The 15,203-nt window shown below is 72.1% G+C and carries 14 protein-coding genes; 6 read left to right on the top strand and 8 right to left on the bottom strand.

What is annotated here, in order from left to right:
* Positions 1–39: 39 nt before the first annotated feature.
* A complete protein-coding gene (gene qcrB, locus ABT324_RS14835; RefSeq protein WP_351176434.1) occupies positions 40–1,707 on the bottom strand; it encodes a cytochrome bc1 complex cytochrome b subunit in 1,668 nt (555 codons plus the stop codon).
* Positions 1,708–1,982: 275 nt separating this feature from the next.
* Between qcrB and ABT324_RS14830 the strand changes: the two genes are divergently transcribed.
* A complete protein-coding gene (locus tag ABT324_RS14830; RefSeq protein WP_351176431.1) occupies positions 1,983–3,176 on the top strand; it encodes an FAD-dependent monooxygenase in 1,194 nt (397 codons plus the stop codon).
* Here the strand turns inward: ABT324_RS14830 and ABT324_RS14825 are convergent, their stop codons facing one another.
* The 4 genes from ABT324_RS14825 to ABT324_RS14810 all read right to left on the bottom strand — a co-directional run bounded on the left by ABT324_RS14825 (position 3,177) and on the right by ABT324_RS14810 (position 6,978).
* Positions 3,177–5,069, bottom strand: coding sequence for an ABC transporter ATP-binding protein (locus ABT324_RS14825; protein WP_351176428.1), 1,893 nt, complete (start codon positions 5,067–5,069; stop codon positions 3,177–3,179).
* 83 nt (positions 5,070–5,152) lie between these two features.
* A complete protein-coding gene (locus ABT324_RS14820; protein WP_351176425.1) occupies positions 5,153–5,329 on the bottom strand; it encodes a hypothetical protein in 177 nt (58 codons plus the stop codon).
* 559 nt (positions 5,330–5,888) lie between these two features.
* Entirely contained in the window at positions 5,889–6,074 is a 186-nt protein-coding gene (locus ABT324_RS14815; RefSeq protein WP_351176424.1) for a hypothetical protein, read from the bottom strand.
* Positions 6,075–6,123: 49 nt separating this feature from the next.
* Complete coding sequence (locus tag ABT324_RS14810) at positions 6,124–6,978, bottom strand: IclR family transcriptional regulator (RefSeq protein ID WP_351176422.1); 855 nt, start codon at positions 6,976–6,978, stop codon at positions 6,124–6,126.
* A gap of 172 nt (positions 6,979–7,150) precedes the next feature.
* Between ABT324_RS14810 and ABT324_RS14805 the strand changes: the two genes are divergently transcribed.
* From ABT324_RS14805 to ABT324_RS14790, 4 genes are all read left to right on the top strand, one after another.
* Complete coding sequence (locus ABT324_RS14805) at positions 7,151–8,101, top strand: DUF1177 domain-containing protein (protein ID WP_351176421.1); 951 nt, start codon at positions 7,151–7,153, stop codon at positions 8,099–8,101.
* 64 nt (positions 8,102–8,165) lie between these two features.
* Positions 8,166–8,945, top strand: coding sequence for an enoyl-CoA hydratase-related protein (locus ABT324_RS14800; RefSeq protein ID WP_351176418.1), 780 nt, complete (start codon positions 8,166–8,168; stop codon positions 8,943–8,945).
* A 44-nt stretch (positions 8,946–8,989) separates the two neighbouring features.
* Positions 8,990–10,072 (top strand): VIT1/CCC1 transporter family protein, encoded by a 1,083-nt coding sequence (locus tag ABT324_RS14795; RefSeq protein ID WP_351176416.1) that lies wholly within the window; start codon positions 8,990–8,992, stop codon positions 10,070–10,072.
* Positions 10,073–10,237: 165 nt separating this feature from the next.
* Positions 10,238–11,623, top strand: coding sequence for an amidase (locus ABT324_RS14790; protein WP_351176413.1), 1,386 nt, complete (start codon positions 10,238–10,240; stop codon positions 11,621–11,623).
* On the opposite strand, the gene ABT324_RS14785 is transcribed toward ABT324_RS14790, so the two are convergent.
* Both ABT324_RS14785 and ABT324_RS14780 read right to left on the bottom strand, forming a co-directional pair.
* On the bottom strand, positions 11,624–12,571 hold the full coding sequence (locus ABT324_RS14785) for a threo-3-hydroxy-L-aspartate ammonia-lyase (protein WP_351176550.1): 948 nt from the start codon (positions 12,569–12,571) through the stop codon (positions 11,624–11,626). It lies immediately after the preceding gene.
* 43 nt (positions 12,572–12,614) lie between these two features.
* A complete protein-coding gene (locus ABT324_RS14780; RefSeq protein WP_351176410.1) occupies positions 12,615–13,259 on the bottom strand; it encodes a TetR family transcriptional regulator in 645 nt (214 codons plus the stop codon).
* Positions 13,260–13,372: 113 nt separating this feature from the next.
* On the opposite strand from ABT324_RS14780, the gene ABT324_RS14775 reads away from it, so the two are divergent.
* Positions 13,373–14,377 carry an NADP-dependent oxidoreductase gene (locus ABT324_RS14775; protein WP_351176407.1) on the top strand — a complete coding sequence of 335 codons (1,005 nt, stop codon included), beginning with the start codon at positions 13,373–13,375 and terminating at the stop codon, positions 14,375–14,377.
* 9 nt (positions 14,378–14,386) lie between these two features.
* On the opposite strand, the gene ABT324_RS14770 is transcribed toward ABT324_RS14775, so the two are convergent.
* Positions 14,387–15,151, bottom strand: a complete 765-nt coding sequence (locus tag ABT324_RS14770) for a TetR/AcrR family transcriptional regulator (protein ID WP_351176405.1) — start codon at positions 15,149–15,151, stop codon at positions 14,387–14,389.
* Between the last annotated feature and the right edge of the window lie 52 nt (positions 15,152–15,203).

The following is a 15,203-nucleotide window of genomic DNA, read 5'->3' as shown; positions in this document are numbered from 1 at the left end:
CCTAGATGATCGCCGTCGCGCCCGGTCCGCGCGGCCGGATCACTGCTCGGGTGCCCTCGGGCGCCCGGAGCGCACCTCGGGTTCTCGGCCCGTCCGCGCCCGCTCGGCCTCCTCGGCCTGCTCGTGCCGGGCCCGCTCCAACTCCTCGGTCTCCTCCCGCGGGTCCGGCACCAGCAGGCTGCCCGGCACCGAGTGCCCGGCCGCGCCGAGCTGGTTCATCTTCTTGGGCACCGGGGTGCCCTGGTAGGGCAGCGGCTCCGGGTGGCCGTGCTCGTCCACCGGGCCCAGCGCCTGGTGCACCTCCACGAACTCGCCGTGCGGCAGCCGCCGGACGATGCCGGTCTCCACGCCGTGCTCCAGCACCTCCCGGTCCGCGCGCTGCAACCCCAGGCAGATCCGGTAGGTCACGTAGTAGGCGATCGGTGGCAGCAGCAGCACGCCGATCCGCCCGGCCCACGTGGTCATGTTCAGCGACAGCCCGAACACGAACGCGATGATGTCGTTGGCCCCGGAGGCCAGCACCACGAGGAAGAACGCGATCGCCATCGCGCCCAGCGAGGTGCGCACCGGGGCGTCGCGCGGCCGCTGCAGCAGGTTGTGGTGGGCGTCGTCGCCGCTGAGCTTGCGCTCCAGCATCGGGTACATCAGCGCGACGGTGAACACCAGGCCGAGCCCGAGGACCAGTGGGAAGAACACCGCAGGCACGGTGTAGGGCCCGAGGTAGAGCTCCCACGGCGGCCACAGCCGCCCCATCCCGTCGGTCCAGATCATGTACCAGTCGGGCTGCGAGGCCGCCGAGACCATGGCCGCGTTGTACGGGCCGAAGTTCCAGACCGCGTTGATCTGGAAAACCCCGCTCATGATGGCCAGCACGCCGGTGACCAGGAAGAACAACCCGCCGCTCTTGACCGCGAAGGACGGCATGATGCGCACGCCCTCCACATTGGACTCGGTGCGGCCCCGGCCAGGGTACTGGGTGTGCTTCTGGTACCAGACGATGGCCAGGTGCGCCGCGATCAGCCCCAGGATGATGCCGGGCAGCAGGAAGATGTGGATCATGTAGAAGCGCGGGATGATCTCGGTGCCCGGGAACTCCGCGCCGAACAGCAGCCACTGCAGCCAGGTGCCGATCACCGGCACCGACAGCAGGATCCCGGAGGCGATCCGCAGCCCCGTGCCGGACAGCAGGTCGTCCGGCAGCGAGTAGCCGATGAAGCCCTCGAACATGCCGGTGATGAACAGCAGGATCCCGATCGTCCAGTTCACCTCGCGCGGGCGGCGGAACGCGCCGGTGAAGAAGATCCGGAACATGTGCACCACGATCGAGGCCATGAAGATCAGCGCGGCCCAGTGGTGCAGCTGCCGCGCGAACAACCCGCCGCGGACGTCGAAGGAGATGTCCAGGGTGCTCTCGAAGGCCCGCGACATCGGGATGCCGCGCAGGTTGGTGAACTTGCCGTTGTAGACCACCTCGGTCATCGACGGGTCGAAGAACCAGGCGAGGTAGGTGCCGGTCAGCAGCAGCACGACGAAGCTGTAGAGCGCGATCTCGCCGAGCAGGAACGACCAGTTCGACGGGAAGACCTTGTTGAGCTGGCGCCGCATCCCGGAGGCCAGCTGGAACCGCAGGTCCAGCTCGTTGGCCTGGCGGCCCAGCGAAGCGGCGAACCTGCTCTCGGACCTGGTGGGCTGGGTCAGCCTGCTCATCTCGACTCCCGGCTGCCGCGCCCCGGCCTGCGCGGGGACCGCCTGCTGCCGAACCCCCTGCGTGGCCCGGGGGAGGACGATGCGCGGTTCCGAGCGTACTGCTTCGGCAGGTCCGCAGCAGCCGAACTGGTGTCCGGCTCGGCGCGTCCGCGGTCGCGGGTGCGACCATGCGCGGTGAGGAGTACAACGAGGGCGTATCGACTTCTCACGCGGACATTGGCGGTCCGGTCCGGCCGCCTGCGCAGCTGCCCGCCTGTCGCTCAGGAGGTGCTGCTGTGAAAATCGTGTGCATCGGGGCCGGACCCGGTGGGCTGTACTTCGCCATCTCGGCGAAGCTCCGCGACGCCGGCCACGACATCACCGTGATCGAACGGGACCCGCCCGGTGCCACCTACGGCTGGGGTGTCGTGTACTGGGAGGACCTGCTGGACACGCTCTACCGCAACGACCGGGAGAGCGCGCAGCGCATCCGGGCCGAGTCGACGCTCTGGCAGGAGCAGGTGGTCGCGCTGCGCGGCGTCGACAAGGCCTACCTCGGCGGCTACGGATACAGCGTCAACCGGGCCCCACTGCTGGCGATCCTCGCCGAGCGGGCCACCGAGCTGGGCGTGAAGATCGAGTACGGGACCGCGGCCGAGGACCTCGCCGACTACGCCGACGCCGACCTGGTGGTGGTGGCCGACGGGGCCAACAGCCGCACCCGGCAGCGCTACCAGGACCAGTTCGGCACCCAGGTCGACCACGGCAACAACCCCTACATCTGGATGGGCACGGAGCGGGTGTTCGACAAGTTCACCTTCGACTTCGAGCAGACCGAGGCGGGCTGGATCTGGTTCCACGCCTACCCGTCGGCCGCGGGCATCAGCACGTTCATCGTGGAGTGCACCGAACCGACCTGGCGGAACCTGGGGTTGGACCGGCTCGGCGACGCCGAGACCCGGCAGCTGCTGGAGCAGGTCTTCTCCGGGCCGCTGCGGGGCAGGTCGCTGATCAGCCAGTCCCGCGGCGGACCGGCGTCCTGGCAGCGCTTCGCCCACGTGTTCAACCAGACCTGGCGCTACGACAACGCGGTGCTGATCGGGGACGCCGCGCACACCACGCACTTCACGCTGGGATCGGGCACCAGGTTGGCCATGCTGGACGCCATCGTCCTCGCGCAGGGCCTCTACGAGCAGCCGGAAACGGCCTTGGCGGTCAAGGAGTTCGACGAGGCGGGGCACACCGCGATGCGGGAGCTGCAGATCGCCGCGCGCAGCAGCATGGCCTGGTTCGAGCGGGCCGACCGCTACACCGACCGCGGGGCGGTGGAGTTCTGCTACGCGATGGCTGGTCGGCACGGCATCCAGGGGCCCTGGCAGTACCAGAAGTACCTGGCGCAGCAGACCCTGGTGGCGCGGAAAGCGCTGCGGTGGACCGGAAACGGGCAGCGGTGGCTGCGGGCTCGCCGCCGCGGCGAGCCCTGGCGCTGATCAGTTCGGCAGCTGGCCGTCGACGGGCCGGGTCGGGGTGACCGACCCGGCCTGCTGCTGTTCGGGCACCGCCGGGCCGCCGCCGCGCTCCGGGTGGTGCAGCCGGTAGAGGTGGGCGTAGCCGTTGTTGTTGCGCAACAGCTCCTCGTGCGTGCCGACCTCGGTGATCCGGCCCTGCTCCAGGTAGACGATCTGCTGGGCGTCGCGGACGGTGAGCAGGTTGTGCGAGATCACGATGGTGGTGCGCCCGGCCATCAACCGGCGCAGCGGCGCGAGGACCCGGCGGGTGGCGTCGGCGTCCAGGCTCGTGGTCGGCTCGTCCAGCAGCAGGATCGGCGCGTCCCGGATCATCGCGCGGGCGATGGCGATCCGCTGCCGCTGCCCGCCGGAGAGCAGCCGACCGCGCTGCCCGACCCGGGTCTCGTAGCCCTCCGGCAGCGCCTGGATGAACTCGTGGGCGTCGGCGGCCTCGGCGGCCTCGACCAGCTGGCGCTCGTCGGCGTCCGGTCGTCCGGCCAGGATGTTGTCCGCGATGGTGCCGTCCAGCAGCAGCGTTTCCTGCAGCACGATGGCGATGTTGGCGCGCAGCTCGGCGATGTCCAGCTGCCGCAGGTCGACGCCGTCCAGCAGGATGCGGCCGCCCGTCGGGTCGTAGAAGCGCAGCAGCAGCTTGGTCAGCGTGGACTTGCCCGCGCCGCTGGCGCCGACCACCGCGGTGGTCTGGCCGGGCGGGGCGCAGAAGCTCACGCTGTGCAGCACGTCGGCGGGGGTGCCGGGGTAGCGGAAGTCGACCCGGTCGACGTCGATGCGGCCGGTGACCCGCCGCAGCGGCACCGGGTTCGCCGGGTTCTGCACCAGTGGGCGCTGGTCGAGCAGTTCGATGATCCGCTCGGCGCTGGCCGAGGCGGAGAAGATGGTGTTGGACAGCTGCCCGAGGCTCTGCACCGGCGCGTAGAGCTGGGACAGGTAGACCAGGAACGCCAGCAGCCCGCCGAGGCTGATCCGCCCGGCCGACAGCTCCAGGATCCCCACCCCGACGATCGCCAGCACACCGCAGACCTGCAGCAGGTCGGTGAGCGGGCCGAACAGCGCCCCGACCCGGGCCGAAGCCAGCTCGGCGACGACGTTGCCGCGGCTCTGCCGGGCGAAGCGGTCCACTTCGGCCGCCTCGCGCCCGTAGGCCTGGATCAGCGGCGCGTTGCCGAGGCTCTCCTCGGCGACGGTGCTGATCGAGCCGCTGCGCCCGCGCTCCTCGCGGGAGGCGGCCTTGATGCGGCGGGCGAAGAACCGGGCAACCACCCAGAAGAACGGCACCGCGATCAGCGACACCAGCGCCAGCTGCCAGTTCAGGTAGAACAGCACCCCGGTGAACATCAGGACCTTGACCAGCGAGGAGAAGGTCTGGGTGACGCCGGAGAGCACCAGGGCCTCGATGGCGCCCACGTCGCCGGTGAGCCGGGACAGCGTGTCACCGATGCGCCGGCGGTCGAAGAACCCGACCGACAGCGTGTGCAGGTGCGCGAACACCCTGGTTCGCATCCGGTGCAGGAAGTTCTCGCCGATCCACACCGCGAGGTACTGGCCGCAGAAGTCGATCACCCCGGAGGCCAGCGTGAGCACCGCGTAGGCGGCGGCGATCATCGGGAACACGGCGAAGTTCTGCGGTGTCAGCACCTCGTCGATGAGCACCTTGAACAGCCAGATCGCCGCGGTGTCCAGCAGCGGCGAGATCAGCACGAGCAGCAGGCTGAGCAGCAGCCAGCCGCGGAACGGCCGGGCGTCCGGCCAGAACCGCCTGATGACCGCGCGCACCCGCATCACGGGCGCGTGCTCGACCAACCCCTCGGTGTCCCGCTCCGCTGGCCGGAACAGCCAGCTCACCAAACCCGGCACCCGCCTCACCCCCCAGGCAGAGGCGTAGCTCCCGCTCCGGGGGAGCGGGAGCTACGCGAATCGGATGGATGGAACTGCAGGGCTCAGCAGCCCCAGCCGCCCCAGCCGCCCCAGCCCCAGCCGCGGCCCCAGCGGCCCCAGCGGCCCCAGTGACCCCAGCCCCAGCCGGATCCCCAGCCCCAGCCGGATCCCCAGCCCCAGCCGTGACGGTTGCGGTTGAAGTCGACCTTGAAGGTGTCCTTGATCTGCATTCCGATCACTCATTTCCGGAGTCGATGCACGTCGCGTACCGGACCGTCGTGCTGCCCGGCGTGCGCTTGCACGCGACACGAGCTGAATTCAGGTGGTGCCCCGAACCGCATTCCGCGCGGGATTCGATCTGGGCCCGTGGATCGAACTGCCGCGCGGTGGGAGCTTCGGGTTCGCGGCCCGTTCCGGAATTGCCCCTCGCGTCGGGTCACTTCGCGGGGCGAACCGGACTTCCCCAGTTCCCGATGTCCTCCGGACGTCGGGTCATTTCGCGTTCCTCGACGTGACCGCCATCCACGTTAAGACGTCCGGTGGGGCGGGACAAGCTGACTTTAGGCCCTGCTTCGACGGGTTTTTTCGCCTTCCAGCGCGGTGTCGTCGCGCGGTCGCGGGAAAACGGGTACTTGGTCCCTAGTCCTATTCGGCCGCCGCTTTCCCGTGGGTGGAATTGGGGCCGGGTGGTGCTGATCCTTCCATTCCGCTGGGCGCGCTTTCACGGTCGCGAAGCGCGGAAATGCGCGGTGGAGGAGTGGCGCGCGGCAGCGGCGGTGGAGGAATTACCGAGCTGGCTCAGCTGTTGTGGAACAGGTGCTGGAAGAAGGTCGTCAGCGAGCTGATCACCGTGGTGACCGCCGAGATCACCAGGTCCCACGCGGCCTGCACGGTGGACGCGGCGCCCACCGGGTCGCGGACCAGCAGGAAACCCAGCACGACGATCACCAGCACCACGACCGCGATCACCGGCTTGCGGTTCATCGGCTCAGCCTCCCCGTCGTCAGACCACCAGCGCAGCGACGCGAAAACCCTACCCGGCGGGCGGCTGCGCGGTGGCACCACCGCCACCTGCGGCGCGTCGCGCCCCGCGGCCGCGGGGCAGCGGCCTGGTCAGCCGCAACCCGATGCGGGAGCTGAGCTCGCGCAGCGGCTCCACCCAGTCGCCTGGGTCGTGGTCGTGCTGGTCGGCGTGCCAGCCCACGCTGACGCTGCCGTAGAGCTCGTCGCGCAGGAACACCGGCACCGCCAACGTGGCCACGCCCTCGTCGTACTCGCCGACGGTGTAGGCCCAGCCGGACGCCCGGACGTCGGCGAACTGCCGCTCCAGCACCGCCAGGTCGGTCACCGTGCGCTCGGTGAAGCGGGCCAGCGGGCGGTCGGTGAAGATCCGGGCCCGCGACTCCGGCGGCAGGAAGGCGTAGAAGGCCTTGCTGGTGGCCCCGGCGTGTGCCGGGTAGAGCTCGTTGGTCAGCGGGTAGCCGCGCAACCGGCCGTCGGCGCCTTCGGCAACCACCACGCAGCGCATGTGCGCGCTGTCCGGCAGCGCCAGCAGCACGCTGTGCCCGGTGTCCTCGGCCAGTTCGGCCAGCAGCGGCCGCACCAGCAGGTCCAGCGCGCCAGCCCGGTCCCACACCCGGCCCAGGTGCAGCGCGGCCGGGCCGATCCGGTAGCGACGGTTGGCGTCGTTGCGGACCAGGAACCCGCGGTGGGCCAGCGTCGCCAGCAGTCGCTGCGCGACCGAGGTGTGCAACCCGAACTCGGCGGCGATCTCGGTGACGCCCCGCTCCGGATGCGCGCGGTCGAAGGCCAGCAGGACCTGCAGCGCCCGGTCTGCGGTGCGCGGCAGGCCGGGCGGGGTGCGGGGGTCGGTTCCGAAGTCCGGCATGCACCCATTTTGCGAATAGCGGGATTTGCTTGCTCGGCGGTGTCGTCGACGAGCACCGTGGTCGGTGAGCGGCCGCCCGAACCTGGCCGGCCGCCGTCGAACCCGGCCGCACCGCGCGGGCAGCCCCCCGTCCTGCCCCCGGAGGTGCGGCCCAGGCCCGGAGGAACCGCGGATGCTCAAGTACGTCCTGGACGTGGTGGACCTGCTCGACTCGCCGGAGGTCACCGGCGCTGACGTGGTGGCGCACCTGGACCGCGCGGCCGGGGAGAGCGGGTTGGCGACCAGCACCACCGTCCGCGGCGACGTGGGCAGCACCGACTTCGTGCAGGTCCGGGTGCCCGGCACCCGGGGCCGGTCGGTGGGCGGCGACGCCCCGACGCTGGGCGTGATCGGTCGGCTGGGCGGTATCGGGGCCCGCCCCGAGGTGACCGGCTTCGTCTCCGACGGCGACGGTGCCGCGGCGGCCCTCTCGGCCGCGGCGAAGCTGCTGGCCATGCGCGCTCGCGGGGACCAGCTGCCCGGTGACGTGGTGATCAGCACCCACGTGTGCCCGTCGGCGCCTACCCGCCCGCACGAGCCGGTGCCGTTCATGGACTCGCCGGTGGACATCGCCACCATGAACGCCCACGAGGTCACTGCGGACATGGACGCCGTGCTGTCCATCGACACCACCAAGGGCAACCGGATCATCAACCACCGCGGCCTGGCGCTGTCGCCGACGGTCAAGCAGGGCTGGGTGCTGCGGGTGGCCGACCGGCTGGGCACCCTGCTGGAGGCGGTCACCGGGGAACCGCTGGTGACCTACCCGGTGACCACGCAGGACATCACGCCCTACGGCAACGGCGTCTACCACATCAACTCGATCCTGCAGCCCGCCACCGGCACGGACGCGCCGGTCGTCGGCCTGGCGATCGTGGCGGCCACGGCCGTGCCCGGTTGCGCCACCGGCGCCAGCCACGAGACCGACATCGCCGCGGCGGCCCGCTACGCGGTGGAGGTGGCCAAGGAGTTCGGCGCCGAGCAGCTGGCGTTCCACGACCAGGCCGAGTTCGACCACCTCGTCGCCCGCTACGGCTCGCTGGCCCACCTGCAGACGTTGGGGGCGCTGCCCGCCGCGGAGTGACCGCGCGGCACCGGGTGTGCCAAGCTCAAGGACGACGACGTGGTCGAGGTCCTCGGGAGCGCCGATGAGCGGTTCGCAGTACGAGCACCTGCTGTCCGAGCAGGACGGTGCGACCGTCCGCATCACGATGAACCGGCCGGAGCGGCGCAACTCGCTGTCGGTGGCGCACCTGGCCGAGCTGGTGCGGGCGTTCGAGGCGGCCGCCGAGACCAAGGCGACCGGGATCGTGCTCGCCGGTGCCGGGCCGGTGTTCAGCTCCGGGCACGACTTCGGCGACATGGCCGAGCGGGACCTGGCCGGGATGCGCGAGATGCTGCGGCTGTGCGAGTCGCTGATGCACACCATGCACGCCGTGCCGCAGGTGGTGGTCGCCCGCGTGCACGCGCTGGCGATGGCCGCCGGCTGCCAGCTGGTCGCCTCCTGCGACCTGGCGGTGGCCGCCGAGTCCGCGGCGTTCGCGCTGCCCGGCGGCAAGGGCGGCTGGTTCTGCCACACCCCGGCGGTGCCGGTGGCGCGCTCCATCGGCCGCAAGCGGCTGATGGAGCTGGCGCTCACCGGTGATCCGGTCGACGCCGCGACGGCCGAGCGCTGGGGGCTGGTCAACCGGGTGGTGCCCGACGACGAGCTGGACGCCGCGGTCGACGACCTGCTCGCGCGCGCCACGCGCGGGAGCAGGCACGCGAAGGCGGTGGGCAAGCAGACGCTCTACGCCCAGCTGGACCGGCCCGAGGCCGATGCCTACGCGATCGCCACCGAGGTGATGGCCGGGACCTCGCAGTCCCCGGACGCGCGCGAGCAGGTGCGGGCGTTCCTGGAGAAGCGCAAGCCGACGTTCGACGGCTGAACCGCCGACTGGTGCCCGCGGTGATCGGCTGCGAGGCTGGGTGCGTGCGCAAGAGCGGGAGATCGCCCGAGGCCAATGCCAGGTCGGTGCGCCGGTGGCGGCGTCGGCTCGCCGACGAGCGCGAGGAGGCCGCGGTCTACCGGGAGCTCGCCGCCCGCCGCACCGGCGAGGAGCGCGAGATCCTGCTCGGGTTGGCCGAGGCCGAGGAGCGCCACGCCGCGCACTGGGCGGAGCTGCTCGGTGACGAGGCCGGGCCGCACCGCCGCGGCCAGTTCCGGATGCGGCTGCTGGTGTTCCTGGCCCGCCGCTTCGGCTCGGTCTTCGTGCTGGCGCTGGCCCAGCGCGCGGAGAGCCGCTCGCCGTACGGCACGGACCGCGACGCCTCCGCGGCGATGGCCGCCGACGAGCGCATCCACGAGGAGGTGGTGCGCGCGCTGGCCGCTCGCGGCCGGGCCCGCGTGTCGGGCACCTTCCGCGCCGCGGTCTTCGGCGCGAACGACGGCTTGGTGAGCAACCTGGCGCTGGTGCTCGGGGTGATCGGCGGGAACGTCCCGACCGGGACGGTGCTGCTGACCGGCCTGGCCGGACTGCTCGCGGGGGCGCTGTCGATGGGGGCCGGGGAGTACATCTCGGTGCGCTCCCAGCGGGAGCTGCTGGCCGCGGCCGCGCCGAACCCGGAGGCGCGCGCCGTGGTGCCCTACCTCGACGTCGACGCCAACGAGCTGGCGCTGGTCTACCGGGCCAGGGGGATGCCCGAGGACGAGGCGCACCGCCGCGCCGACGCCCTGCTGCGCGATCCGAGACCGCCGGTGCCCCCGCTCGAGTCGCCCGCCGACGACCACGAGGTGGTCGGCACCGGGATCAAGGCCGCCCTGTCCAGCTTCGTGTTCTTCGCCTCCGGCGCCCTGGTTCCGGTGCTGCCGTTCCTGTTCGGCATGTCCGGTGGGTGGGCGGTGCTGGTGGCGGTGGTGCTGGTCGGGCTCGCGCTGATGCTCACCGGCGCGACCGTCGGCGTGCTGTCGGGTGCCGCGCCGCTGCCCCGCGCGCTGCGCCAGCTCGGCATCGGCGCGGGAGCGGCCGCGGCCACCTACCTGCTCGGCCTGGTCTTCGGCGCGACCGTCGGCTGATCAGTCCGCAGTGGACACGTCGAGGACGGAACCCGGCGCGCTGATCGCCTGTCAACGGACGATCTGCGCGGTGTCGGCGCCTGGCGCGCACACCTTGCCAACTTTCCCCGCCGGGCGCGGTGGTCGAGACTCGGACTCCCGGGCCGTGATCGAGGGAGCGTGGGTATGGCGGAGTTGGCCGATCTCCCGGCGGTGGACCTGGTGGCGGCCTATCGGGCGGGGGAGACTTCGCCGGTGGAGGCCCTCGACGCCGTGTTGGAGCGCGTCGAGTCCTGCGAGCCGAAGCTGTGCGCGACCTACGCGCTGGACCCGGAGTCGGCGCGCAGCGCGGCGCGGGCCGCGCAGCGGCGCTGGCGCAGCGGTGCACCGGCAGGTCCGCTCGACGGCGTTCCGGTGACGGTGAAGGAGAACATCGCCACCAAGGGCACTCCGGTCCCGCAGGGGACCGCGGCCACCGAGCTCGTCCCGGCGCGGGAGGACGCCCCCGCGGCGGCCCGGTTGCGCGAGGGCGGCGCGGTGATCTTCGCCAAGACCACCATGCCCGACTACGGGATGCTGTCCTCAGGCGTGTCCAGCTTCCACCACCTGGCCAGGAACCCGTGGGACCTCGGCCGCACGCCGGGCGGCTCCAGCGCCGGGGCAGGCGCGGCCGCCGCGGCCGGGTACGGACCGCTGCACCTGGGCACCGACATCGGCGGTTCGATCCGGTTGCCCGCCGGGTGGTGCGGGGTGGTCGGCCTCAAACCCACCTTCGGCCGCATCCCGGTGCACCCGCCCTACGCGGGGCGCGTGGTCGGGCCGATGACCCGCACGGTCACCGACACCGCGCTGCTGGCCTCGGTGCTGGCCGCACCGGACGACCGGGACCACACGGCGCTGCCCCCGGCCGACGTCGACTGGAACGAGCTCGACGGGCGGGTGCGCGGGTTGCGCATCGCCCTGCTGCTGGACCACCGCGTCGGCCTGCCCGTCGAACCCGCGGTCACCGCCGCGGTCGCGGGTGCGGCCCAGCTGCTGGAGTCGGCCGGTGCCTCGGTGGAACCGATCGACCCGTTCCTGTCCCGCGAGATGCTCGACGGCATGGACCTGTTCTGGCGCTTCCGGTCTTGGACCGACATCTCGGCGCTGCCCGCCGAACGGCGGGCGGCGGTGCTGCCGGGCATCGCGCAGTGGGCGGGCAGCGCGCGGGAGGCCACCGCGGCCCAGGTGTTCCACGGGTACAGCCAGATGGACGCGATCTCGGTCGCGGCCAACCGGGTGGTCCGCGACTTCGACTACGTGCTGTCCCCGGTCGCGCCGATCCCGGCGTTCCCCGCCGAGCAGGCCTACCCGACCGGCGACCCGCTGCGCGGCTTGGAGCACATCGCGTTCACCTTGCCCTACAACATGTCCGGGCAACCCGCGGTGTCGGTCAACTGCGGCTGGACCCCGGACGGGCTGCCCATCGGCCTGCAGATCGCGGGCCGCCGCTTCGACGACGTCGGGGTGCTGCGCCTGGCCCGCGCCTACGAGCAGCTGCGCCCGGCGCAGCGTTCCTGGCCGCGGCCCTGATCAGCCCAGCAGCTCCGCGAAGCGCTCGACTCCGATGTTGCCCCCGGAGATCACCACGCCGACGCGTCGGGGTGCGGTGATCCGGCCGGTGAGCAGCGCGGCGATGCCGACCGCGCCGCTGGGCTCGACCACCAGCTTCAACCGCTCGAAGGTCAGCCGCAGCGCCGCGCGGACCTCGTCGTCGGAAACCAGCACGACCTCGTCGACCAGCCGCCGGTTCACCGAGAACGTCAGCTCACCCGGCGTGGCCACGGCCAACCCGTCGGCGATGGTGCGCGACACTGGCGTCGACACCCGCTCACCCGCGGCGAGCGAGCGGTGGGTGTCGTCGGCGGTGTCGGGTTCGACGCCGACCACCCGGATCCCCGGGTGGCGCGCCTTGGCCACCGTCGCGCACCCGGCGATCAGCCCGCCGCCGCCGACCGGCACCACGAGCGCGTCCAGCGGCCCGGTCTCGGCCAGCAGCTCCAGTGCCGCGGTGCCCTGACCGGCCATGATGTGCGGGTGGTCGTACGGCGGGACGAGTGCGAGCCCGCGCTCCTCGGCCAGTTCGCGGCCCAGCTGCTCGCGGTCCTCGGTGTAGCGGTCGAAGGTGATGACCTCCGCGCCGTAGCCGCGGGTGGCGGCGAGCTTGGCGGCCGGGGCGTCCTCGGGCATCAGGATCACTGCCGTGGTGCCGAGCAGCCGACAGGCCAGCGCGACGGCCTGCGCGTGGTTGCCGGACGAGTACGCCACGACCCCGCGCCGCAGCTGCTCCGGGCCCAGCCGGGAGATCGCGTTGTAGGCACCGCGGAACTTGAACGCGCCCATCCGCTGAAAGTTCTCGCACTTGAGGAAGACCTCGGCGCCGACCAGCTCGTCCAGCGTGCTGGAGGTGACCACCGGGGTGCGGTGCGCGACGCCCGCCAGCCGTTCGGCGGCGTCCTGCACGTCGGCCGCGCTCACGATCTCGTCCACCGCGCTCCTCCCGGTCGGCTGCCGGTGATCGTAGTCACCAGCGGTGCGGGTCGTCTCCCCAGTGCTGCGGGATCCCGGCGGTGGCCAGGTCGACCGCCTGCTCCACGAGCTCGACCATCCGCCCGAGCTCGCGGCTGGGGTCGGCGCAGGTCGCCTCCAGGCCGATGCGCAGCGCTCCGCAGACCGCGGCGACGAGCACCCGGGGGCGCATGTCCCGGTCGGGGTCCACGCCCTGGCGGCAAGCGATCTCGGCGGTCAGCCGTCCTTCGGTGCCCACGGCCCGCCGGAGGTTGCCGGCCAGCAGGGCGGGTGTCCGGGTGATCAGGTGCTGGGTGCTCAGGAACCGCTGGACGCCGGAGTCGGTGGCGGCTTCGCGGAGCATGCCCAGCACCGCGTGCCGCAGCGCGGTCAGCGGGGGTTCCTCGGCGGGCCGGGAGGCCAGGGCGTCCAGCAGCAGCTCGTCGAACTCGGCGCCCTTGGCCAGCGCGATGTCCTCCTTGCTGGCGAAGTAGCGGAAGAAGGTGCGCGAGGAGACCTCCACCGCGGCGGCGATCTCGTCCACGTTGGTCGCCTCGTAGCCGTTGGCGAGGAACAGGTCCAGCCCCGCGTCGATCAGGGCCGCGCGGGTGCGCTGCTTCTTGCGGGCGCGTAGGCCACCCTGGTCCGTCGGGGCACTCATGCCGACCATTCTGCCACCGCGGCAGACCGAGACATAAGTCATTGAACGACAATTGGCAGTCACTGACACTTTGGGTAGGGTCGGTGCCGAACCCGTCCCGTGGAGGAGTACCGATGAGCAAGGGCCTGGAGATCCGCCTGGCGTCCCGCCCCAAGGGCTGGCCGACCCCGGACAACTTCGACGTCGTCGAGGTCGACACCCCGCAGCCCGGCGAGGGCCAGCTGCTGGTGCGCAACCTGGTGATGAGCGTCGACCCGTACATGCGGGGCCGGATGAACGAGGGCAAGTCCTACGTGCCGCCGTTCGAGGTCGGCAAGGCGCTGCAGGGCGGCGCGGTGGGCGAGGTGGTGGCCTCCCGCGCGGAGGGCTTCCAGCCCGGCGACCACGTGCTGCACGACCTCGGCTGGCGCGACCACGCGGTGGTCAAGGCCGAGCGGGCGGTCAAGGTCGACCCGCAGGCGGCACCGCTGAACGCCTACCTCTACGCGCTCGGCATGCCCGGCATGACCGCCTACGTCGGCCTGGTCGACGTCGCCAAGCAGCAGGAGGGCGACGTCGTGTTCGTCTCCGGCGCGGCGGGCGCGGTCGGCTCGCTGGTCGGGCAGATTGCCAAGCTGCGCGGCGCCTCCCGGGTGATCGGCAGCGCCGGGTCGGCGGAGAAGGTCCGCTACCTCACCGAGGAGGCCGGTTTCGACGCCGCCTTCAACTACCACGACGGCCCGGTGGTCGAGCAGCTGCGCGCCGCCGCCCCGAACGGCGTCGACGTCTACTTCGACAACGTCGGCGGCGAGCACCTGGAAGCGGCGATCGACGTGCTCAACGACTTCGGCCGGGTCGCCGAGTGCGGCATGATCTCGCAGTACAACAACGCCGAGCCCAAGCCCGGCCCGAACAACCTGTTCAAGATCGTCTCCAAGCGCCTGCGCCTGGAGGGCTTCATCGTCGGCGACCGCGCCCACCTCAAGGACCAGTTCTTCGCCGAGGTCGGCGGCTGGCTGCGCGACGGCAGGATCAACTACCGGGAGACCGTGGTGGACGGCCTGCGCAACGCCCCGGAGGCCTTCCTGGGCCTGCTCCGCGGCGAGAACACCGGCAAGATGCTGGTCAAGATCGCCTGAAGCCCGGCCTCACCGCTGGGCGACGAGGGCCTCGATGCCGTCGAGGATGCGCTGCAGGCCGAACTCGAAGGCGTGCTCGGGGTCGTGCGCCGAGCCGTGGGCCTGCCCGGCGGCCGCACCGACGCGGGTCGCGGTCGGGTAGCGCTGCGGGTCCACCAGCTGGCCGAGCAGGGGTGCGTGCGCACGCCACCAATGCTCGTCGGTCATCCCGCTGCGCTGCTCGACCTGCACCGCCTCCACCGCGCGGCGGGCGGCGGCCTCGGCGTGGCCGAGCACCAGGCTCAGCGTGGCGTCGACCTCGACGTCGGTGAGCCCGAGGCCGGTGAGCGCGCCCAGTTCGTAGTCGTACTTGGCGATGGCGTTCGGACCCAGCACCGCTCGGCCGGTCGCGACCTGCAGCATCCACGGGTGGCGGTGGTAGAGCGCCCAGTTCTCCCGCGCGATCCCGGTGAGCTGCTCGCGCCAGCCGGTCGCGCCGGGCTCGGGGCGGGCGGTCTCGCCGTAGGCGGTGTCGAGCATGACGTCGATCAGCTCGGCCTTGCCCGGCACGTAGGTGTACAGCGACATGGTGCCGACGCCGAGGTGGTCGGCCACCCGGCGCATGGACAGCGCGGCGAGGCCTTCGGCGTCGGCGATCTCGATCCCGGCGCGCACGATCCGGTCCACGCCCAGGTCGGAGCGCCCGCGGCGACCGCTGCTCGGCCCGTCCTGGGTCCGCCACAGCAGCGCCAGGCTGCGCACCGGGTCACCCCCGCCGCTGTGCTCGGTCGCCATCGCCCCTCCGCTTTCGCCGTACCCCGTACGGGAGAATGGTAGGAGGGCGCGG

Source organism: Saccharopolyspora sp. NPDC000359 (assembly GCF_040300525.1).
Lineage (GTDB): Bacteria > Actinomycetota > Actinomycetes > Mycobacteriales > Pseudonocardiaceae > Saccharopolyspora.
Note: the sequence above shows the minus strand (reverse complement) of the source record. Positions and strands in the feature narration are given on the sequence as shown.

Excerpts from the sequence above, each read along its gene's own strand:
- qcrB (WP_351176434.1), bottom strand. The coding sequence starts at position 1,707 with ATGAGCAGGCTGACCCAGCCCACCAGGTCCGAGAGCAGGTTCGCCGCT.
- ABT324_RS14815 (WP_351176424.1), bottom strand. The coding sequence starts at position 6,074 with ATGAACCGCAAGCCGGTGATCGCGGTCGTGGTGCTGGTGATCGTCGTG.
- ABT324_RS14810 (WP_351176422.1), bottom strand. The coding sequence starts at position 6,978 with ATGCCGGACTTCGGAACCGACCCCCGCACCCCGCCCGGCCTGCCGCGC.
- ABT324_RS14805 (WP_351176421.1), top strand. The coding sequence starts at position 7,151 with ATGCTCAAGTACGTCCTGGACGTGGTGGACCTGCTCGACTCGCCGGAG.
- ABT324_RS14800 (WP_351176418.1), top strand. The coding sequence starts at position 8,166 with ATGAGCGGTTCGCAGTACGAGCACCTGCTGTCCGAGCAGGACGGTGCG.
- ABT324_RS14790 (WP_351176413.1), top strand. The coding sequence starts at position 10,238 with ATGGCGGAGTTGGCCGATCTCCCGGCGGTGGACCTGGTGGCGGCCTAT.
- ABT324_RS14780 (WP_351176410.1), bottom strand. The coding sequence starts at position 13,259 with ATGAGTGCCCCGACGGACCAGGGTGGCCTACGCGCCCGCAAGAAGCAG.
- ABT324_RS14775 (WP_351176407.1), top strand. The coding sequence starts at position 13,373 with ATGAGCAAGGGCCTGGAGATCCGCCTGGCGTCCCGCCCCAAGGGCTGG.
- ABT324_RS14770 (WP_351176405.1), bottom strand. The coding sequence starts at position 15,151 with ATGGCGACCGAGCACAGCGGCGGGGGTGACCCGGTGCGCAGCCTGGCG.